Raw genomic sequence first — 19702 nt, forward strand, 5'->3', positions numbered from 1 at the left:
GACATTCAGGATTACCATTGGGCCTGATTTCTGATTCAAACTTCCAAAATGGAGGTTTGAATGAACGAGCAACGGTTTGTGGTGTCGGACATCTTGTGGCAGCGGCTTGAGCCACATCTTCCGGGTAAGGTCAGTGATGCCGGAGTCACTGCAAAGGACAATCGCATGTTTCTGGAAGCGGTGTTCTGGCGGGTGCACACCGGGTCGCCGTGCCGCGACCTGCCGCCTGCCCTTGGTCACTGGAACAGCCAGTTCCGGCGGTTTCGCCGGTGGGCCAGGGCCGGAGTATTCGAGAGTCTTTTCAAAGCTATGAGCGAAGACGTCGACCTCGAATACGCGCTTATCGATGGAACAATCGTTCAGGTCCACCAAAAGGCAACCGGCGTAAAAGGGGGACTCAACATCAGGCCATTGGGCGCTCGCGCGGCGGATTAACGACTAAAATCGTGGCATTGGTGGATGCGCTCGGCAATCTAGTGCGCTTCCTGCTGCTGCCGGGACAAGCGCATGATATGAAAGGTGTCGCGCCGTTGATCAGGGGCGTTTCTTTTGACGCGCTGCTCGCGGACAAGGCGTTTGACGCGGACTGGCTGTTAAAAGACCTCGACCAGCGCGGTGCAACCGCCGTGATCCCGCCCAAGGCCAACCGAAAAATCCAGCGCGATTATGACGTGGAGGTCTACAAGTGGCGGCATCTGGTGGAAAATTACTTCGCAAAGATCAAAGAGTTCAGAGGAATAGCCACAAGATACGACAAAACCGATTGCAGTGTAAACTCACGGCGAAGCGCAATTTCTTTGAAACCTGTTTATCTGGGTGACGTCTCCTTTTCCAACAATTTTTCTCGGAAGACCTCAGCTGGCGTCTGATAACCCAAACACTTTCGGGGCGTGGTGTTGAGGCGATCGCAAATCGACCTTAGATATCGATTTGTGAACGCCGTGGGGTCGACCTTGCGCGGTAAATATCGACGGAGTCGGCTGTTGGTATTTTCGACAGTTCCCTTTTGCCAAGGCGATTGCGGATCACAGAACCATGGATCGACGCTCAGGCCTGCCTTGAGATGGCGCCATGCTGTGAACTCTGTGCCACGATCAAAAGTAATTGAGCGGTGTGCATTCGCGGGCAGGGGAGAAAGGCTGCCTATCAGGCCCTCCATCACGGGTTTGGATTGTCGGTCTGGATTCTTCAGCACAATTGCAAATCGGCTGACGCGCTCTACCAATGTGGTAATGTTGGTCGAGCCAAATTCCTTACGAAACATTACTAAGTCGCACTCCCAGTGGCCAAACTGGTTGCGATCGGCGATCACACTAGGGCGATGCGCGATAGCCAATTCATCAAGAAACCTGCGCCCATGGTGCTTGCGCGTCCCGCGTGGTCTGCGGCGGTGACGATGCTCTGGCAGGTGGATATAAAACTTCTCGGCCCGGCCATCTTTGGAATACGCATAACGATAGATCGTCTCGTGGCTCACGCGCATCGGATGGTTCTCCAAACGCATACGCCCAGCGATCTGTTCTGGCGACCAACCGGCGCCAAATCCATCTCGGACTGCGGCCATAAGCTCAGGGTAACGGATCAGTTTACGATGAACTGCTCGGCGCTGTTCGTATTTGTCCTGCGCATTCACAGCATGATAGCCGTTAAGCTCCGGCAGTTCGGTGTCAGAATAGTAGTTTCGTCTGATCTCGCGATAGATTGTCGAGGGCGCACGATTTAGATTCTGTGCTATCTCCTTCACGGTCAATTTAGCTTGAAGCCATTTTGCCAGCCTACGACGTTCTTCGAGATCCAGGTGAGGGTAGGTGCGTCCCATTGGTCAACTCCATGCAATACTCTGTTATAGTACAGAATTTGCACTTCATTTGTGAATCCACCGGGTCCAGATCGGCGGTGCATTGCATGCCGTTAACCGCGACCTGCACGCTGTGTCGCTGACCAAGAAAGCGGCTGTCGGTCACAATGGCGGTCGTGATTTTATCGTGCCCATCCGGCACAGTATCGCCGCTCAGGACCAACTGTTCCGGCCGAACCGAGCAGTAGGCCGTCGCAGATGAGCCACCTGCGCCCGCCCTTGTGGCGATCATCGCTTCGCCAATACGGGCGACTGTACCCGCGGGGCCATGATTGACCACCTCGGCAGGAAACAGGTTTGTTCTGCCCAAGAACTTTGCCACGAACAGGTCTTTGGGCGCGCGATAGAGCTCCTCGGGCGTTCCAATTTGAGACACTTTGCCATCGCGCATCAAACCGATACGGTCCGACAGAACAAATGCTTCATCTTGGTCATGCGTCACATAGATCGCGGTTGTCTGCGATTCGCGCTGGATGCGGCGAATTTCGCCGCCCAAATCCTCGCGCAGCGCACGGTCAAGCGCCCCCAGGCGTTCATCTAACAGCAACACACGAGGGCGTTGTGCAAGGGCGCGGCCAAGCGCGACGCGCTGTTGTTGGCCGCCAGACAGTTGCGCCGGATACCGATCGGCCAACCCTCCCAGCGCAGTAAGCTCGATCATTTCGGCCAAACGTGTGGCGCGCAGCCTCTCGCTGACTTTGCGTGCCTTCAGACCGAATTCGATGTTCTCCGAGACCGTCAGGTGTGGGAACAGCGCATAGTTTTGAAAGACAAAGCCGATGTCACGCTTTTGCGTCGCAACATGCGTCACGTCAGAGCCGTCAATTTCGATACGGCCCTGCTTGGGTTCCAGCAACCCTGCAATAATACGCAACAGCGTTGACTTACCAGAACCTGACGGCCCGATGAGCGTGAAAAACTCTCCCGCTTTTACCTCGATTGCCACATCTTGAAGCGCAGGCGTGCCATTGTAATCGAGGTGAATATCTGATGCGGCAACGCGACCCAAGCTGGTCTCATTTGACTGTAATAGGTTCGTCATGTTTTCTCCCGAACAACAAGGCGTCGCCGCGCGCAGATCGATCCAACGACCCCGCGCAGGGCAACGATAGCGACAACCGAAATGATGAGCAGAGACGCAACGGCAGGAACCGTCGGCACGACACCGCTTTCGAGGTATTTATAAATCGTCACGGGCAGCGTCTTGGTCGGGCCCGTTTGCAGGAACAGTGCAAGCACCACCTCATCCCATGAGGTCACAAAGGCGATGGCAAAGGCCCCGACGACGCTGGGCATAATTCCGCGCACCACCACACTCCAAAAGGCACGGGTGCGTGACACGCCCAATGTCCAAGCAGCCTCTTCGACGCCGCGATTAGCACCAGCCATTGCCGCAGCAATCAATGCATAGGCAAGCGGAGCCGCAATCACGGTATGCGCCAGAATAAGCCCGATCGTCGTGCCCGTTAGCTTCAGCTTCAGCTCTACATCAAAGATACCGATCGCCAACAAGATCGCCGGCGCGATGATCGGGGCAAGCGCAAGCCCGCTGATCACGGCCTTCCATGTCGTCGAGGCCATGCGGCTTGTGACGCGGGCCAGCACGAGACCGATGACCACCGAGAGCGCCGCAGTTCCTGTACCGACAAAAATAGATTGCGCGATTGGGCCAAGCCAGATTTTCGTTGTAAAGACCTAGGCGAACCATTTCAGCGTGAAGCCCCGCGGCGGGAAGACGACTGTCCCCGTGTCGCCAATGGAGAGTGGAAAGACGAACAGAACAGGAATGACCAAGGTCGCGATTGTCACGGCGGCACACAGGGCCGCCACGATCATCGGCGGTGACCATCTGAACGGCAGCTCTGCGCTCACACCCTTGGCCTGCACAGACCCGACGCCGCCTGCCTGAAAACTCCCCGCCGTTTTCAGAACGCCAACATAGCAAATCGCAGTTGCGACCAGCAGCACAACCCCCATGGCGCTCGCGATTCCCCAGCGGAAAATGTCAATTTGTTGCTGGATGAAAACGGCTATCGTTTGATCGCGCGGGCCACCAAGGATCGCCGGAACGACGAAGAAACTGAGCGAAAGGATAAAGATCAGCAACGCGCCGCTTAGCAGGGACGAACTGACCATCGGCAGATAGACCCGAAAGAAGGAATATGAGGCGCTCGCCCCCATCGTGCGCGCAGCAAGTAAAGGGTTGCCGTCAAAAGAGACCATGCCCGCATATAAAATAAGGAAAATATACGGCAGCAGGTACATGACCGTACCCACAAGAACCCCCGCCTGCGTGTAAAGCAGCGAAAACTCACCAAAGCCAAGCGCAAGCCTGACCTGATTTATGGGCCCGTTAGGTGCAAGTATCGATGTGACAGCGAACAAACGCACCACAATAGAAACCCAGAACGGCACGAGAATTAACAAAAGCAGAATGGACGCAGGCCGCCGGTTTAGCCGTGATATGAAATAGGCCGTGGGGAACGCCAATGCGGTTGTTATGACCGTCGAATACAGCGCCAACTTCAGGGTCCGCAGCTCAACCCGCAGCAGAAAGTCATCGCCGAACAATTGCCTGAAATTACCAAACGTAAGAATCAGGTTTGCGAGATCGAGCTTTCCGTTGGGGGATAAACTGCGCAGAACGACAGTCGAAATCGGCCAAATGAAGAAAATGAGATAGAATGCTATGATCGGTGCAAGCATTGCCCAATGCGCGATCAGCGCCCGAGTACGCGGAGAGATGGGTGTTGTCATAGCCACACCCAGTCCCGTGAGGGCTTGCCACTTGATGTAGCTGGATAGCCTCGTTGGCCCCGCCTCCCCCTTAGGTCTGGCGCGCCTCGCGCGGGCGGATCGATCTTTTGTGATGGCATTACGTTCTCCCGCATTCGTCGAAGCATTTCCTGCAACGAATCTGCGATCGCACTTTCATTGCTATAACTGCTAGACACATGTTATAACACACGTAAACAAACTACGTGATTTTTTTTGGTACTCACACTACGACTGCAAATATTGTAAGCACTTTGAAAATATAATTTGGATAGGGAGCAATATGGAGTACGAGGCAACGACCGCATCGGAGTCAATTTTTGGGCGATTGCAGCAAAAATTGTGCGAAGGAAGTTTTCAGCCGGGCGAACGCATTTCCATCCGTGCCCTCGCTTTGGCAGAAGGCACAAGCATCATGCCCGCGCGGGATGCTGTGCGGCAGCTTGTTGCGACGGGCGCTTTGCAGTTCATCGATAGCCGCTCTATTATCGTGCCCAAGTTGACCTCTGAAAGTCACCAAGACATCCTGAATGCCCGCATCTATCTTGAAGGCGAACTCGCGACGAAGGCGTTTCTGCATCTGACCCAAGGTGATCTGCAACAGTTGCGAGAGATCGACGAAGCAATCAACAAGGCCATTCTCGAAAAAGATGTTTCAAGTTACATGCGAAACAACCACGCCTTCCACTTTCTGATCTATAACAAAGGCATGTCGCCAATCTTATTGAACCTGATACAAATCCTCTGGATGCGTTACGGGCCGTCCATGCGGTTTATCAGCGAGAAATACGGCGCGACAAACTTTGCAGACGATTTCCATCGTGAGATCACAGATGCACTCAGCGCAGGTGACTTAACACGGTTTGCGGCGGCCATTCGGGCAGATATCAAACAAGGAATGGACTTCATTATTGAATGAAGCTGGTTTGGGCGTGTTTATCGGCCCGGTGGAACCTGCTCAGGACAAGCCGCCAAAGCATATGCGTCAACGCCGATACAATTCCGTATCGGCCCCAAATTAGACCCTTCAGCAAGAGCTGCGCCGCATCCCTTCAACACCACCAAGCTCCCGCCGGCGGCCCCACAGGGCCAAGAACGTCATCGTTCCGAGCTCGCGGATCAGAGTGCCGGAGCGATCACACAGAGCAGCTCAAACATAATAGATGCCCCAAGAAACGCGGTATTGCCCGATGGATCAAAGGGCGGAGAAACCTCGACCACGTCGGCGCCAACGATGCGAACGCCTGACAGGTGACGGACCACTTCAAGCGCCTGATAGCTGTTCGGCCCGCCGATCTCTGGTGTGCCTGTTCCGGGCGCAAAGGCTGGATCTACAAAATCGATGTCATAAGAGATATAGGTGTCGCCATCGCCTGCAATCGCACGCGCTTCGGCCATCACATCGCTGACGCCCCGCGTGTGAAACTCATCAATCGGAATGACACGAATACCGACGCTATCGGCAAAATCACGGTCCTCGTTGTCATAGGTCGTACCGCGAATCCCAATCATGCAGACTCGTTTCGGGTCAAGAAGCCCCTCTTCGACCGCGCGGCGAAACGGCGTGCCGTGGGTGTATTTCGTACCGCCAAAATAGCCATCGAACAGGTCGGTGTGGCTGTCAAAATGGATCATTCCTACAGGAGCCTTTTGCGCAACCGCACGCAGGATCGGCAGGGTCGACAGGTGATCGCCGCCCGCGGTCAGCGGAAGGATGCCCTGCGCAAGAACCTGACGATAGAACGCCGTGATACGCGCAATGCTATCCATAATATCGGCCGGATTGGGCGGCACATCCCCAAGGTCGGCACAGTTTGCCAGCTCAAAGGGGCGCACACCGGTTATGCCATTCTGCGCACGGATCATTGTCGACAGGTCGCGCAGCTGGCGGGGGCCGTGACGCGGGCCGGGCCGGTTGGTGGTGCCACTGTCCCACGGCACGCCGATCAGGCCGATCTGAACCTCGTGCAGTCGCGCATCCCCCAGCGGAACATGTGGCAGGCGCATAAACGTTGGAATACCCGCAAAGCGCGGCAGGTCAAAACCGGAAACGGGTTGAAAAAACGGATCGCTCATCTTGTTACTTTCAGATTTCCAGCCCTTCGTATCGGCCTGAGGACTAGCTCAATCGTTATCGATGTTGCCCCGCTCATGCAAGGGTGCCACGCAGGTTCTGGACTTCAGGCATATGCGGCCAACCCGATTAAACGGCAAAGTCAAACGACTTGCATCGGTCTAACGGTCAAAAACTCGACCTACATCCCTGCAACAGAATAGGCGCAGATCCATAACGGCAAATGCCTTACGAAGTGCTTGGGCCGTTAAAACCGCTGCACTTTGAGAATGCAACGGTCCAGCACAGCCCATGCCGTCACCCTTGCGTGGCAAACATCGGCCCGCCACGCCAGCGCGGAAAGCCATAGCCATGAACCTCGACCAGATCGATATCTGCTGCGGTTTTTGCGATACCTTCTCGCAAAATCTCCTGCCCTTCGGCTGCCATTTCCGCGACCAAAACCTTGGCGATTTCAGTCTGGGTAAGGGGCGCAGACGGCGCGACCTTGCTGGCCAGCAGCGCTGTCACTGCGGCCGAGAGTTGCGGCTTGCGGTCACCGGGCGCATAATCATACCAGCCACCGCCGGCTTTTTGCCCTTTGCGGCCCGCCTTTACCAGAATATCACCCAAGGCCTCGGGCACAGTTTTGCCCATGGTCCGCGCGCCTTCACGTTGCATAAAGGCGATGTCCAACCCGCCGAGATCCTGCGCCTCGAACGGCCCCATTGCAAAGCCGTAGCCGCGCATAGCAGCATCAATATCGACAATTTTGGTCCCTTGCCGCACCAAGATCTCTGCCGCCGCGCGATAGCGTTTCAGAATGCGATTCCCAATAAAGCCTTCGCAAATCCCCGATTGTACGGGAATTTTCTTCAACCGCTGCGCCAAGGTAAAAGCAGCCGACAACACGGGTGCCGACGTATCCTGGGTTGGCACGATTTCCAGCAATTTCATGATATTGGCCGGGCTAAAGAAATGCAGGCCAATAAAGCGTTCGGGGTTAGGCAGGCCTTTGGCAACCCATTCAGGGTCAAGGTATGAGGTGTTGGTCGCCAGCACGGCATCAGGGCGGCAGACAGCACCAAGCTGGGCAAAGACGGCGCGTTTGACGTCGATATCCTCAAACACCGCTTCGATCACCAAATCCGTATCGGCCAGCGCGCTATAGTCAGTAGTGGCAATCACTCCGTCCATGCGGTCATCCAAGGCCGCATCAGACATTAACCCGCGTTTGACAGCACCGTCAAAAATACCGCGCAAGTTCGACACGCCGCGCGCAAGAGCCGCCTCGTCGCGCTCGACCATGGTCACGGGCAGGCCTGCATTCAGCAATGCAGCGGCAATGCCTGCACCCATCGTGCCGCCGCCAATCACCGCCGCGGTTTGGATCGGGCTAGCGGCCACATCGCGCAGATGGGCCGGACGGGGCGCTGCACGTTCTGCAAAAAACACATAGCGCAGGGCTGCGGCCTGATCCGATCCACGCAATTCCAAAAAGGTTGCGCGTTCAAACTGCATGGCCGTTTCAAAATCTGAGTCGACCGCGCAGCGCAGTGCGGCCAAGGCGCGCAATGGTGCCGCAGCCCCTTTGGCCGCTTTGCGGGTGGAGATTTCAGCGGCGGTCCAGAACCCTTCGCCAACCTGTGCAGGTGCGCGGGCGCAAAGCGGAAGCGGCATCGCACCCGTTAGCCCCTTGGCAAAAGCTACCGCTTGGGCCTGTAGATCATCCCAAAAGGTGGCATCGACAAGGCCCAACGCCAATGCTTTGGCCGCTTTGACCGGCTTGCCTGTCGTCACCATATCAACCGCAGCCTGCACCCCGATCAGGCGCGGCGTGCGCACGGTGCCACCTGCGCCAGGGATGATGCCAAGCGTTACCTCGGGAAAACCCATAGAGGCCGTCTCAAGCGCCACACGAAAGCGGCAGCCAAGGGCAACTTCCAAACCGCCCCCCAGCGCCGAGCCGTGAATGGCGGCAACCCAAGGTTTCTGCGCCGCCTCGATCCGTGCGACCAGATCGGGCAGATGAGGCGGCACGGGGGGCTTTCCGAATTCGCCGACATCAGCCCCAGCGATAAAGGTGCGGCCCGCGCAGATCAGCACCACCGCGCGCACGGCGCTGTCGGCATCCAACGTGGCGACGGCATCCCACAAAGCTTGCCGCAAGGCATGTCCAAGCGCGTTGACGGGTGGGTTATCGACGGTGACAATGGCGATATCGCCGCTGTGACTGATGGAAACGGTCATCTTATATCCCCAAATAGGCTTCACGAATGCGCGGATCGGCGATCAATTCTGCCGCCGGGCCGTTCATCGTGATTTTGCCGGTTTCCATGACATAGCCACGATCCGCAATTTTCAACGCGCCAAAGGCGTTTTGTTCAACCAGCAAGACCGTCACATCCACCGCCTTTAAACCGCTGACCACGTCAAAAATCTGCTGCACCAAAATCGGCGCAAGGCCCATCGACGGCTCGTCCAGCAACAAACAGCTTGGCCGCCCCATCAAGGCCCGCGCAATCGCGAGCATCTGCTGCTGGCCGCCCGACAGGCCGCCCGCCGCCAGATTGCGCTTTTCCTTCAAGATCGGGAACATCTGGAACGCGTCTTCCATATCACGATCGACACGCTCATCGCTGAACAGGAACGCCCCAAGACGCAGGTTCTCTTCAACCGTCAGATTGGTGAAAATCTGCCGTCCCTCGGGCGATTGCGCAAGGCCGCGGCGCAAACGTTTGTAGCCGGGAACCGTGGTAATCGCATCGCCGCGAAAGGTGATGCTGCCACCCGATACCGGCTGCACGCCAGACAAGCAGCGCAGCAGCGTGGTTTTGCCCGCGCCATTGGCCCCGACCACGGTGACGATCTCACCCGAATTCACGGTCAGATCAATGCCGTGCAACACCTCAATCCGGCCATAGCGCGACCGCAAGCCTTCAACTGTCAGCATGTTCCGCCTCCTGCGTTCCAAGATAGGCCGCGATGACCTGCGCGTTCTGACTGACTGTGGCTGGGTCGCCCTCGGCGATTTTTTCACCATGGTCCAGCACGACGATATGGTTTGAAATGCGCATGACCATTTTCATATCATGCTCCACCAGCAAGATTGCGATACCTTCGGCGGCAACCTCGGCGATCAGGCGGTCAATCTCTTCGGTTTCCACGGCGTTACACCCCGCGGCAGGTTCATCCAGCAGCAAAACGCGCGGGGAAAGTGCCAAAGCGCGGGCAATCTCTAACCGTTTCAGCGCACCATATGACAGGTTGCCCGCCTCTTGTTCGGCGGCGCGCCCAAGGCCAACGCGGTCTAACAGCTTACGCGCGCCTGCCTCTGCGGCTTTGGCCCGCTTGCGCGACGATGGCAGGTTCAACAGGTCCGCCAGCACCGCCCCGCTTTCTTGCAAGTGGTAGCCCGCGATAGCGTTTTCCAGCACCGTCATTTGCTGGAAAATCTGAAGGTTCTGAAACGTCCGCGACAAACCGCGCCGCGCCAGCAGATGCGGTTCCATCCCGGTCACGTCCTCGCCTTCCAAGACGACCTTGCCACTGCCGGGCAGATAGATGCCCGAAATCATGTTGAACAGCGTGGTTTTGCCCGCACCATTCGGGCCGATCACCGAAACAATCTCACCCGGTTTTAGCGAAAAGCTGACATCATGCACAGCACGCAAGCCGCCAAATTCGATGCCCAACCCTTTGATCTCTAACAGGCTCATGTGTCTTTCCCCCGCATCAGGCGCAGAATGGATGGCAGCAAACCATCGCGCATAAAGATCATGACCAGCATCATCACCAGCCCCATCAGCAACATTTCATATTCGGCAAATACGGTCAGAAGCTGTGGCAACATCGTCAGGATCGCCGCGCCAAAGATCGCCCCCAGAACCGAGCCAACCCCGCCCAAAACCGCCATCGTCACCATTTCAATCGAATGCATAAAGCCCGCGACATCAGGCGTGATGAACTTGTTTTGCAGGGCCAGCAAAGAGCCAGAAACCGAGGCATAGACCGCCGAAATCACAAAGGCCTGAAGTTTCAGCCGCGCCACATCAACGCCCACCGTGCGGGCCGCAATTTCCGACCCGTGCAGCGCGCGCAACGCACGCCCCGTGGGGCTGTTATAAAGGTTCAGCGCAAGCCACGCGCCAAGCAACAGCGCAAGACCGGAGAGCATGTACCAAAACTCGGAATTATTGAGGTCCAGCCCCCAGCCCTTAAGCAGCCCGCGCAACCCCAAATCCGGCACCTGAATGCCATCCGGCCCACCTGTTAGCTGCCGTTCATTGGCCAGCACCATTGATACAAGGATGCCAAAGCCAAGGCTGGCCACCCCAAGGTAATAGCCCTTTAGCCGCAAAATGGGCCGCCCGACCAGATAGGCCATAACAGCGGAAACACCCGCCCCCAAAACCAAGGCAAAGGCCGGATGTAGGCCAAGATGCACAGGCGCCAAAGCGCACGCATAGGCGCCAATCCCGGCAAAACCCGCATGGCCAAGGCTGATTTGCCCAGCATACCCGGTCAGGATAACGATGCCCGTCACAGCGATGCCATTGACGAAAATCAGCGACCCGACACGGAAGTAATAGGACGATGGAAAAAAGAACGGCGTGATGGCAATAAGCAATGCCAAGATCAAAAGTGCGGAATGCTTGCTTGATAGTTTCATCATCACACCCGATCCGTTGATTTTTTGCCAAACAGCCCTTGCGGCATGGCAAAGAGAACGGCCAAAATCACGATAAAGGCAGCCGCGTCTTTGTATTGACTGCTGATGTAACCAGCGGTCAGCGCCTCAAACAGGCCCAGCAAAATGCCGCCGACAAGTGCGCCTTTGGGGTTGCCCATCCCGCCCAGCATTGCCGCAGCAAAACCTTTTAACGCCAGCGCGATGCCTACGTCATAGCTGACCAGCGTGATCGGCGTCACTAGCACACCCGCCAGCGCGCCAATTCCGGCAGATAGGGCAAAAGATAGCGTCATCACCCAATTTGTGTTGATGCCAACCAGCTGCGCGGCCAAACGGTTGTTCGATGTGGCCAGAATGGCCTTGCCCGTCAAAGTCCGTGTGAAAAACAACCAAAGGGCAATGAACACAGTGACCGCACCCGCCATAACCCACAGGCTTTGCGGTAGAATGGTCGCGCCCAATATACGGATCGGCGCATCCCCCGAAAAGGCCGGAAAGCGGTGCAACTGCTTGTCAAACACCAGTTGCGTGACACCGCGAATAAAGATTGATGCCCCGATGGTGATGATAATCAGCGATACAACCGGCGCCCCCCGCGCAGGCTCGATCGCCAGTTTGTTCAGCGCCACCCCAACGCCTGCGGTCACCAGAATGGCGATCACAGCAGCAAGCGGCAGCGGCATACCCGCACCATGCGCAAAAACGGTGATCATGCCGCCCAGCATCACAAACTCGCCTTGGGCAAAGTTCACAACGTCCGAGGCATTATAGATGATGGTAAAGCCCAGCGCGACCAAGGCGTAAACAGCGCCCACGGTCAAACCAGACAGAATGAATTGCATAAGTTCGGGCATCGGATTGCGTGCTCCGGCAAGGTCAGGGAAAGGAAAGGTTTGGCCCTTGATGCAAGAATGCAACCAAGGGCCAAGGATGGCTTACTCGACCAAGGTCCACTTGCCGTCGCGGATTTCCAGCATACGGAAGGCCGACAGATCAAGACCAAGGTGATCTGTTGACGACATGGTATACGTGCCCGTGGTGCCAACAAGGCCGGAAGTTGCCTCAAGCGCGTCACGGATCGCCACAGAGTCGCTGCTGCCAGCGCGGGAAATCGCGTCCACCATCAACAGCACCGCATCATGGGCATAGCCGCCAAAGGTACCAACCGCAGTGCCGGTCTCGGCCTCAAACATCGCCTTATAATCTGCGGCAACCTGCTTTTGCGGATCACTCTCGGGCAGAATATCGGCCACCAACAACGCCGTACCCGGCAAACGCACGCCTTCAGCCGCCGCAACGCCTGCCAGTTCGATAAACCCGTCCGACGCCACGCCATGCGACTGATAGAGCGGCAGATCAATTGCCAACTGGGCATAGTTGCGCGTCACAATCGACGGGCCTTGGCCAAAACCCGGGTTCAAAATGGCCTGAATGCCATCCGCGCCTTTGATATTGGTCAACTGCGGGGTCATATCGGCATCTTGCGGGCCATAGGTTTCGGCGGCCACAATTTCGATCCCGTAATCGCCAACAACCGATTTGCACTGTGCTTCCATCGACGCACCAAAGCCATCAGTGCCGGAAATCATGCCGATTTTGGTGATGTCACGCGCCTTCATATCTTCAAAGATTTTCTGGCAGGCCATACGGTCGGTATGCGGTGTTTTAAAAACAAACCCCTTGACCGGATCAATGATGTCAATCGCACCGGCCAACGAGATGAAGGGGATTTCGGCATCTTCAACCACCGGAATAATCGCCATCGTAGCACCGGTTGTAGAACCGCCGATGATTGCGACAACTTCGTCATCTTCCACCAAGCGCGTGGCAAAAGTGCGGGCCTTGTTCGGGTCACCGCCATCATCATACATGATCAATTCGATCTGTTCGCCATTCACGCCGCCTTTGGCGTTGATGCCGTCGATCATCATTTTCAGGGTTTTCGCCTCTGGGTCGCCCAGAAACGCGGCGGGGCCGGTTTCAGACACCGATGCGCCGATTTTAATCTGGGCAATCGCCGCATTGCTGATGCCAAAGGCCATAAGGGTGGCAAGGGCTGTGGTGGATAGAATTTTCATGGAATCTCCTCCCGAGAGATGGTGGTTTAGGGGTAAAGGTGGAAACGAGCCCTCACTATCGCCAAAGGGCGGTGACTTTGGGCGATCACGTAATTTGCAGGCATACAAACACAGAGGCCCGCGAAAACCGGCGCGAAGCACATAGCGAAACAGCGGTCAAACAACGCCTTCATTTCGGTTCCTCCCCCGCGATGTTGCAGCTTGATGTGGATTATCATTGACCGACCGGTCGGACTATGCAACAGTTTTTTTGTGCTGACATCACAAAATCAGCGTCTGAGGGGAAATTTCGTGACACAATCAAATACCGTGCTGGCTGAAATGGTCGAAGGCGTGCTGCGCCTGACTCTGAATCGCCCGGATAAGTTGAATTCCTTTAACGAAGAAATGCATCTGGCCCTGCGCGCCCAAATTCAACGCGCGCATGAGGATGATGCGATTCGGGCAGTCTTGCTGACCGGGTCAGGGCGCGGTTTTTGTGCTGGCCAGGATCTTGGCGATCGCGACCCGCGCAAAGGTGGCCCTGCCCCCGATTTGGGCCATACGCTAGAGACGTTTTACAACCCGACCCTGCGTCTGATTCGCGGTTTGGAAAAACCTGTAGTCTGCGCTGTGAATGGTGTGGCAGCGGGGGCTGGTGCAAATATCGCGCTGGCTTGTGATATTGTGTTGGCCGCAAAATCGGCGAAATTCATTCAGGCCTTTGCCAAGATCGGGCTGATCCCTGATGCCGGCGGAAGCTGGAGCCTTGCCCGCATTCTGGGGGAACCCCGCGCCAAGGCGCTGGCGCTGACGGCTACCCCTGTGACCGCCCAACAAGCCGCAGATTGGGGCATGATCTGGCAAGCGGTCGAGGATGCCGACCTGATGGAACAGGCGCAGACGCTTGCACAAACACTGGCAGCAGGCCCCACATTGGGCCTTGGCCTGACCAAACGCCTGATCCAAGCTGCCGCGACCAACAGCCTTGACACGCAGCTGGATATGGAGCGCGATTTGCAACAGCAAGCAGGCCGCAGCGCCGATTATGCCGAAGGCGTCACCGCATTTTTGGAAAAACGCAAAGCAGAGTTTAAAGGTAAATGAAGCCAGTCTCCGACATGACCCCGCAAGAATTGGCCGAAGCCTCGGCCGCTGCAATGTGGAACGACGACAGCGCCAGCCAACGGCTTGGCATGTCGCTGGATCATATCGCGCCGGGCGTGGCCACGCTGTCCATGACCATCACCGCCGATATGTCGAATGGTCACGGCAATTGCCACGGCGGCTATATGTTCACCCTTGCCGACAGCGCCTTTGCCTTTGCTTGCAACAGCTATAACCAAATGGTCGTGGCGCAGCATTGTTCCGTCACCTACCTCATGCCCGGCCGCATCGGGGATCGCCTGACCGCCACAGCGGTTGAGGTATCGCGTAAGGGCCGATCCGGCATTTATGACATCCGCCTGACCAACCAAGACGGCGCGCATATCGCCGAGTTTCGCGGCCATTCCCGCAGCGTCAAAGGCACACATTTACCCGATTAAGTAGCTATTCCAAGGGAGGAAACCATGGAAAATCTAACCCCGAACAAGAAAGATCTGGACCCGATAGAAATCGCCTCGCGGGATGAAATTGCGGCGCTGCAATTTCACCGGATGAAGCGGTCTTTGCGTCATGCCTTTGAAAACTCGCCGTTTTACCGAAAAAGCTTTATCGCGCACGATGTCCACCCAGAGGATTTGAAAACCTTGGCCGATATCGCCAAGTTTCCCTTTACGGTGAAACAAGACCTGCGCGAAACATACCCCTTTGGCATGTTTGCCGTGCCGCAAAACAAGCTTGTGCGGGTGCATGGATCCTCTGGCACGACGGGCAAGCCGACCGTTGTAGGCTATACAGCCGGTGATATCGACAACTGGGCGAATTTGGTTGCGCGATCCATTCGCGCGGCAGGCGGACGGCAAGGCGATATGCTGCACAACGCCTATGGTTATGGGTTGTTCACAGGCGGGCTTGGTGCACATTACGGTGCGGAACGGTTGGGCTGTACGGTTGTGCCGATCTCGGGCGGCATGACAGAACGGCAAGTCACGCTGATTAATGATTTTAAACCCCGCATCATCATGGTCACGCCGTCTTATATGTTGTCGATCTTGGACGAATTCCACCGCCAAGGCCTCGACCCGCGCGAAAGCAGCCTGCAAGTGGGCATCTTTGGCGCCGAGCCTTGGACCAACGCGATGCGCCAAGAAATTGAGCAGGCCTTTGATATGCATGCCGTTGATATTTATGGCCTGTCCGAGGTGATGGGGCCGGGTGTGGCGCAGGAATGCGTAGAAACCAAAGACGGTTTGCACATTTGGGAAGATCATTTCTATCCCGAAATCATCGACCCCGTGACGGGTGAGGTTTTGCCCGATGGCGAATTGGGTGAGCTGGTCTTTACCACCCTGACCAAAGAGGGGCTTCCCATGGTCCGGTATCGCACGCGTGACCTGACACGGCTTTTGCCAGGCACGGCGCGGTCTATGCGGCGGATTGAAAAGATCACAGGCCGGTCGGATGACATGATGATCCTGCGCGGCGTCAACGTCTTTCCCACCCAGATTGAAGAACAGATTTTGAAGTGCAAAGGGCTTGCCCCGCATTTCTATATCGAACTGGGGCGGTCGGGGCGCATGGACAATATGACGGTTCATGTGGAATGCACGGTTGACTATGTCGAGGAAAGCGCCCGCGCCACCTCGGCCAAAGAACTGGCGCATCACATCAAATCGGTTGTTGGCGTGTCCACAAAGGTAGAGGTGCGCGACCCTGCAAGCGTGGGCCGTTCCGAAGGCAAGGCAAAGCGTGTCGTTGACAACAGGCCCAAAGAATGACCGAACGGTCGGTGACAAGTTAGCGGTAACGGGGTATAGGGGGCAAGAGTGCCCCCTTTCGCATCAGCAGTACCCGACACGCCTTATTTCAGAGAGAGACGATGGCAAGAACCAGAGCAAATGATTTTGAAGAAAAGCAACGCGGCATTCTTGATATGGCCGCCAGTGTGTTTGCCGATCAAGGGATGGATAAAGCGTCCATGTCACAAATCGCGCAGGCGGCTTCAGTGTCCAAGGCTTTGCTGTATCACTACTACCCCAGCAAGGACGCGCTGATTTTTGCAATCATCGTGACCCATCTGGAAGGCTTGGAGGCGGCGATTGAACAGGCCGATGACCCAAGCCTGCCGCCCAAGGACCGCTTGCGCAAACTGGTCGGCGCGGTGCTGGAAAACTATCGCGGAGCCGATAACGAACATAAGGTGCAGCTGAACGCAAGTGCGGCCCTGAATGATGTCCAAAAAGCCGAAATCATGGCGATTGAGCGCCAAGTGGTCAAACGCTTCTCTGCCGTATTGCGGGAGATCAACCCAGAACTCGACAGCAAAGAGCGCCCCTTGTTGACGCCTGTGACCATGTCACTGTTTGGCATGATGAACTGGGTTTACATGTGGTTCAAAGATGGTGGCCGGATCAGCCGCGATGACTATGCCGACGTTGCAACCACGCTGATCCTAGAAGGGATCAAGGCTGTTCGGTAAACTTGGTACGTTCCAAGATCAACGGGTCATAGGCCGGGGCCTCGGCGCGGCGGCGGTTTGGTTCGACTTGCGTTAGTGGTTCTGCTGGACGCAGCTTGTCGCGGGCTTCCAGCGCAAGCCGTTGATAAATCGCGGTGCCTTGGCGTTTCCAGTTGATTTCATCCTCACTTAACGCACGGATCACCTTGGCGGGGGAGCCCACAGCAAGGCTGCCTGCCGGTATTTTCGCGCCTGCCTTTACAAAGGCCATGGCGGCGACGATGGTATTTTCGCCCACCACCGCCTCATCCATCACCACGGCATTCATGCCAACCATCGCGTTGCGCCCGATGTGGCAACCGTGCAGCACCGCGCCATGGCCGATGTGGCCACCTTCCTCGATCACCACATCCTTGCCGGGAAAGGAATGGACAACGCAGGTTTCCTGCACGTTTGATCCGGTTTCCAGCACAATGCGCCCGAAATCCCCGCGCAGCACGGCCCCGGGGCCAACATAGCAGGCGGCCCCGATGATCACATCGCCGATCACCACGGCCTCGGGGTGGACAAAGGCCATGGGGTCGATGACAGGCACAATCCCGTCATAGGCATAAATCCGGCTCATGCTGTTGGCCAAACCTTGGCAACCATGGTCAGCACGTCATATTGAGCGACCACTTCGGCCTTTTGGTTGGTGACTTGGCAATCCCATCGCACCTCGCCATGGTCGGCATTGGCGCGCGGGTTGATCTCTTTGCAGGTCAGGCGCACTTGCAAGGTGTCGCCAAAATAAACCGGCGTCAGAAAGCGCATGTTGTCCACGCCGTAATTGGCCAAAACAGGGCCGGGATTGGGTTCAACAAACAGCCCTGCCGCAAAAGAGGCGATCAGATAGCCATGCGCCACGCGGTCATCAAAGAACGGATTGGCCTTGGCAGCCTCGGCATTCATATGCGCATAAAAGGTGTCGCCGGTGAAATTGGCGAAATGCTCGACATCTTCCAGCGTCACCTTGCGCGCGGCGGTAATCAACTGATCGCCGATCTGCAATTCGGCCAACGATTTGCGGAACGGATGCACGCCGCTTTGCGCATCGGCACCTTCCACCCAAACGCCCGTCACAGCCGTCAGCATCCGTGGCGCGCCCTGAATGGCGGTGCGCTGCATATAGTGTTTCACACCCCGCATGCCGCCCATTTCCTCGCCACCACCGGCGCGGCCTGGGCCACCATGCACCAAGCCCGCCAGCGGTGAGCCATGCCCGGTCGAGGTTTTCGCCGACAGCCGGTTGCCAATCATCACACGCCCGTGGAACGGGGCAAGGCCGATCGCGGCCTCTGTCGCCACCGCCTTGTCATTGGTGAAAACCGAGGCCACGAGCGAACCTTTGCCACGCCGCGCCAGCTCTACCGCCTCATCCAGCGTGTCATAGGGCAGGATGGTGGAAACGGGGCCAAAAGCTTCGACATCATGCACGGCATCTGCGGCAAAGGGTTTGTCGCAATAGAGCAGGACCGGATTCAGGAACGCGCCCTTGGTTGCATCACCAGAGCTAACGCGCACGTCGTCCGGGTTGCCCGCGACAATCTCGGCCACAGCTTGCAGGTCCTTGATCCGGCCCCGCACCTCCTCGCGTTGATCAAAACTGGCCAATGGCCCCATGCGGGTTCCCTCCGCCGATGGATCGCCAGGGGCGGTTTTTCCCAAACGGTCACCAAGGGCTTTTGCCAGTGCCTCGGTCATACTGCGCGGTGCTATGACACGGCGAATGGCAGTACATTTCTGCCCGGCCTTCACGGTCATTTCCCGCGCCACTTCACGCACGAAGAGATCGAACTCTTCGGTGCCGGGCGCCGCATCGGGGCCAAGGATCGACGCGTTCAGGCTGTCGGCTTCCATCGTGAAACGCACCGAGTTTTCGACAATCGCCTTGTGGGTCCGCAGCTTGCGCCCCGTCCATGCCGACCCCGTAAACGTCACAGCATCCTGCACGCCCACATGGTCCAGCATATCGCCAACCGAGCCAGACACGAGCTGCAACGCGCCGTCGGGCAAAATCCCTGTCGCAATCATCCGGCGGACCATCAATTCCGTCAGATACGCTGTTTGAGAGGCAGGTTTGATCAGGCACGGCACGCCCGCCAACAGGTTGGGGCCAATTTTTTCCAACATCCCCCAGCAAGGAAAGTTGAAAGCGTTGATATGGATCGCGATGCCTTGCAGCGGGGTATAGATATGTTGCGCCGAAAAGCTGGCATCTTTTGACAAGGGTTCAACGTCGCCGTCCAGTAAAACACGGGTGTTTGGCAATTCGCGCCGCCCTTTGGACGCAAATGTCAGCAGCGTGCCAATCCCGCCTTCAATGTCGATCCAAGCATCGGCACGGGTTGCACCGGTGGCCAAACTCTCGGCGTAGAACTCTTCTTTCATCTCCATCAGCTTTAGGCCAAGCGCCTTAAGCATTCCGGCCCGATCATGGAATGACATAGCGCGCAAAGCCCGCCCGCCTTTGTCACGGCCCCACTCCAATGCTGCGGCAAAATCAACACCGGTTGAATCGATCAGCGCAACGGGTGCCCCGGTCGCCGCGTTCAGCAACGGCACGCCGTCCTTGGTGCCGCTGGTCCATTCGCCACAGACAAAGCTTTGCAGTCGGCGCGGGGCGCTGGTGTGTACGGACATAGGGGGTTTCCTTGTTCAGGGT

General features: G+C 56.9%; 19 protein-coding genes. 6 read left to right on the plus strand and 13 right to left on the minus strand.

The window, feature by feature from the left end; genetic code table 11:
- The first annotated feature begins 60 nt into the window (after positions 1-60).
- Positions 61-869, plus strand: a protein-coding gene (locus ACEN2J_RS10770; RefSeq protein ID WP_442105722.1) for an IS5 family transposase whose coding sequence is annotated in 2 segments (ribosomal slippage) — positions 61-397 and positions 397-869 — 810 coding nt in all. Because the reading frame shifts where the segments join, the coding sequence is not laid out codon by codon here.
- Here ACEN2J_RS10770 and ACEN2J_RS10775 read toward each other — a convergent pair.
- The 4 genes from ACEN2J_RS10775 to ACEN2J_RS10790 form a co-directional block, all read right to left on the minus strand.
- A complete protein-coding gene (locus ACEN2J_RS10775) occupies positions 809-1819 on the minus strand; it encodes an IS30 family transposase (protein ID WP_442105724.1) in 1011 nt (336 codons plus the stop codon). The two genes, ACEN2J_RS10770 and ACEN2J_RS10775, sit on opposite strands and share 61 nt — an antisense overlap.
- Positions 1776-2900 carry an ABC transporter ATP-binding protein gene (locus ACEN2J_RS10780; protein WP_442105726.1) on the minus strand — a complete coding sequence of 375 codons (1125 nt, stop codon included), beginning with the start codon at positions 2898-2900 and terminating at the stop codon, positions 1776-1778. The genes ACEN2J_RS10775 and ACEN2J_RS10780 overlap by 44 nt, the downstream gene beginning before the upstream one ends.
- Positions 2897-3478, minus strand: a complete 582-nt coding sequence (locus ACEN2J_RS10785) for an ABC transporter permease (protein WP_442105728.1) — start codon at positions 3476-3478, stop codon at positions 2897-2899. Before ACEN2J_RS10785 ends, ACEN2J_RS10780 begins: the two co-directional genes overlap by 4 nt.
- 75 nt (positions 3479-3553) lie before the next feature.
- The gene (locus ACEN2J_RS10790) at positions 3554-4564 is read right to left on the minus strand and encodes an ABC transporter permease (protein ID WP_442105730.1); all 1011 of its coding nucleotides are present in this window, start codon (positions 4562-4564) and stop codon (positions 3554-3556) included.
- A 352-nt stretch (positions 4565-4916) separates the two neighbouring features.
- On the opposite strand from ACEN2J_RS10790, the gene ACEN2J_RS10795 reads away from it, so the two are divergent.
- Positions 4917-5552 (plus strand): GntR family transcriptional regulator, encoded by a 636-nt coding sequence (locus tag ACEN2J_RS10795; RefSeq protein ID WP_442105731.1) that lies wholly within the window; start codon positions 4917-4919, stop codon positions 5550-5552.
- Positions 5553-5752: 200 nt separating this feature from the next.
- Here ACEN2J_RS10795 and speB read toward each other — a convergent pair whose 3' ends face one another.
- The 7 genes from speB to ACEN2J_RS10830 all read right to left on the minus strand — a co-directional run bounded on the left by speB (position 5753) and on the right by ACEN2J_RS10830 (position 13457).
- Positions 5753-6709 (minus strand): agmatinase, encoded by a 957-nt coding sequence (gene speB / locus ACEN2J_RS10800; protein ID WP_442105733.1) that lies wholly within the window; start codon positions 6707-6709, stop codon positions 5753-5755.
- Positions 6710-7004: 295 nt separating this feature from the next.
- Positions 7005-8936, minus strand: coding sequence for a 3-hydroxyacyl-CoA dehydrogenase NAD-binding domain-containing protein (locus ACEN2J_RS10805; RefSeq protein WP_442105734.1), 1932 nt, complete (start codon positions 8934-8936; stop codon positions 7005-7007).
- 1 nt (position 8937) lies between these two features.
- Positions 8938-9639: an ABC transporter ATP-binding protein gene (locus ACEN2J_RS10810; RefSeq protein ID WP_442105735.1), complete on the minus strand. Its 702-nt coding sequence runs from the start codon at positions 9637-9639 to the stop codon at positions 8938-8940.
- On the minus strand, positions 9626-10405 hold the full coding sequence (locus ACEN2J_RS10815) for an ABC transporter ATP-binding protein (RefSeq protein WP_442105736.1): 780 nt from the start codon (positions 10403-10405) through the stop codon (positions 9626-9628). Before ACEN2J_RS10815 ends, ACEN2J_RS10810 begins: the two co-directional genes overlap by 14 nt.
- The gene (locus ACEN2J_RS10820) at positions 10402-11361 is read right to left on the minus strand and encodes a branched-chain amino acid ABC transporter permease (protein ID WP_442105738.1); all 960 of its coding nucleotides are present in this window, start codon (positions 11359-11361) and stop codon (positions 10402-10404) included. Before ACEN2J_RS10820 ends, ACEN2J_RS10815 begins: the two co-directional genes overlap by 4 nt.
- Positions 11361-12233: a branched-chain amino acid ABC transporter permease gene (locus ACEN2J_RS10825; protein ID WP_442105740.1), complete on the minus strand. Its 873-nt coding sequence runs from the start codon at positions 12231-12233 to the stop codon at positions 11361-11363. The genes ACEN2J_RS10820 and ACEN2J_RS10825 overlap by 1 nt, the downstream gene beginning before the upstream one ends.
- A gap of 81 nt (positions 12234-12314) precedes the next feature.
- Positions 12315-13457 carry an ABC transporter substrate-binding protein gene (locus tag ACEN2J_RS10830; RefSeq protein ID WP_442105741.1) on the minus strand — a complete coding sequence of 381 codons (1143 nt, stop codon included), beginning with the start codon at positions 13455-13457 and terminating at the stop codon, positions 12315-12317.
- Positions 13458-13778: 321 nt separating this feature from the next.
- Here ACEN2J_RS10830 and paaG point away from each other — a divergent pair, with 321 nt between their 5' ends.
- From paaG to ACEN2J_RS10850, 4 genes are all read left to right on the plus strand, one after another.
- Positions 13779-14543, plus strand: a complete 765-nt coding sequence (gene paaG, locus ACEN2J_RS10835; protein ID WP_442105803.1) for a 2-(1,2-epoxy-1,2-dihydrophenyl)acetyl-CoA isomerase PaaG — start codon at positions 13779-13781, stop codon at positions 14541-14543.
- Between the two features lie 14 nt (positions 14544-14557).
- Positions 14558-14983, plus strand: a complete 426-nt coding sequence (paaI, locus tag ACEN2J_RS10840; protein ID WP_442105805.1) for a hydroxyphenylacetyl-CoA thioesterase PaaI — start codon at positions 14558-14560, stop codon at positions 14981-14983.
- A 24-nt stretch (positions 14984-15007) separates the two neighbouring features.
- Complete coding sequence (gene paaK / locus ACEN2J_RS10845; RefSeq protein ID WP_442105743.1) at positions 15008-16318, plus strand: phenylacetate--CoA ligase PaaK; 1311 nt, start codon at positions 15008-15010, stop codon at positions 16316-16318.
- A gap of 101 nt (positions 16319-16419) precedes the next feature.
- Positions 16420-17019: a TetR/AcrR family transcriptional regulator gene (locus ACEN2J_RS10850; RefSeq protein ID WP_442105745.1), complete on the plus strand. Its 600-nt coding sequence runs from the start codon at positions 16420-16422 to the stop codon at positions 17017-17019.
- On the opposite strand, the gene ACEN2J_RS10855 is transcribed toward ACEN2J_RS10850, so the two are convergent.
- Together ACEN2J_RS10855 and paaZ are read right to left on the minus strand one after the other, a co-directional pair.
- Entirely contained in the window at positions 17003-17623 is a 621-nt protein-coding gene (locus ACEN2J_RS10855; RefSeq protein ID WP_442105746.1) for an acyltransferase, read from the minus strand. The two genes, ACEN2J_RS10850 and ACEN2J_RS10855, sit on opposite strands and share 17 nt — an antisense overlap.
- A complete protein-coding gene (paaZ, locus tag ACEN2J_RS10860; protein WP_442105747.1) occupies positions 17620-19680 on the minus strand; it encodes a phenylacetic acid degradation bifunctional protein PaaZ in 2061 nt (686 codons plus the stop codon). Before paaZ ends, ACEN2J_RS10855 begins: the two co-directional genes overlap by 4 nt.
- Positions 19681-19702 lie beyond the last annotated feature (22 nt).

Source organism: Pseudorhodobacter sp. W20_MBD10_FR17 (assembly GCF_052119765.1).
In the GTDB taxonomy this organism is placed as follows: Bacteria; Pseudomonadota; Alphaproteobacteria; order Rhodobacterales; family Rhodobacteraceae; genus Pseudorhodobacter.

Excerpts from the sequence above, each read along its gene's own strand:
- ACEN2J_RS10775 (WP_442105724.1), bottom strand. The coding sequence starts at position 1,819 with ATGGGACGCACCTACCCTCACCTGGATCTCGAAGAACGTCGTAGGCTG.
- ACEN2J_RS10780 (WP_442105726.1), bottom strand. The coding sequence starts at position 2,900 with ATGACGAACCTATTACAGTCAAATGAGACCAGCTTGGGTCGCGTTGCC.
- ACEN2J_RS10790 (WP_442105730.1), bottom strand. The coding sequence starts at position 4,564 with ATGCTTGCACCGATCATAGCATTCTATCTCATTTTCTTCATTTGGCCG.
- ACEN2J_RS10795 (WP_442105731.1), top strand. The coding sequence starts at position 4,917 with ATGGAGTACGAGGCAACGACCGCATCGGAGTCAATTTTTGGGCGATTG.
- speB (WP_442105733.1), bottom strand. The coding sequence starts at position 6,709 with ATGAGCGATCCGTTTTTTCAACCCGTTTCCGGTTTTGACCTGCCGCGC.
- ACEN2J_RS10805 (WP_442105734.1), bottom strand. The coding sequence starts at position 8,936 with ATGACCGTTTCCATCAGTCACAGCGGCGATATCGCCATTGTCACCGTC.
- ACEN2J_RS10810 (WP_442105735.1), bottom strand. The coding sequence starts at position 9,639 with ATGCTGACAGTTGAAGGCTTGCGGTCGCGCTATGGCCGGATTGAGGTG.
- ACEN2J_RS10815 (WP_442105736.1), bottom strand. The coding sequence starts at position 10,405 with ATGAGCCTGTTAGAGATCAAAGGGTTGGGCATCGAATTTGGCGGCTTG.
- ACEN2J_RS10820 (WP_442105738.1), bottom strand. The coding sequence starts at position 11,361 with ATGATGAAACTATCAAGCAAGCATTCCGCACTTTTGATCTTGGCATTG.
- ACEN2J_RS10825 (WP_442105740.1), bottom strand. The coding sequence starts at position 12,233 with ATGCCCGAACTTATGCAATTCATTCTGTCTGGTTTGACCGTGGGCGCT.
- ACEN2J_RS10830 (WP_442105741.1), bottom strand. The coding sequence starts at position 13,457 with ATGAAAATTCTATCCACCACAGCCCTTGCCACCCTTATGGCCTTTGGC.
- paaG (WP_442105803.1), top strand. The coding sequence starts at position 13,779 with ATGGTCGAAGGCGTGCTGCGCCTGACTCTGAATCGCCCGGATAAGTTG.
- paaI (WP_442105805.1), top strand. The coding sequence starts at position 14,558 with ATGACCCCGCAAGAATTGGCCGAAGCCTCGGCCGCTGCAATGTGGAAC.
- paaK (WP_442105743.1), top strand. The coding sequence starts at position 15,008 with ATGGAAAATCTAACCCCGAACAAGAAAGATCTGGACCCGATAGAAATC.
- ACEN2J_RS10850 (WP_442105745.1), top strand. The coding sequence starts at position 16,420 with ATGGCAAGAACCAGAGCAAATGATTTTGAAGAAAAGCAACGCGGCATT.
- ACEN2J_RS10855 (WP_442105746.1), bottom strand. The coding sequence starts at position 17,623 with ATGAGCCGGATTTATGCCTATGACGGGATTGTGCCTGTCATCGACCCC.
- paaZ (WP_442105747.1), bottom strand. The coding sequence starts at position 19,680 with ATGTCCGTACACACCAGCGCCCCGCGCCGACTGCAAAGCTTTGTCTGT.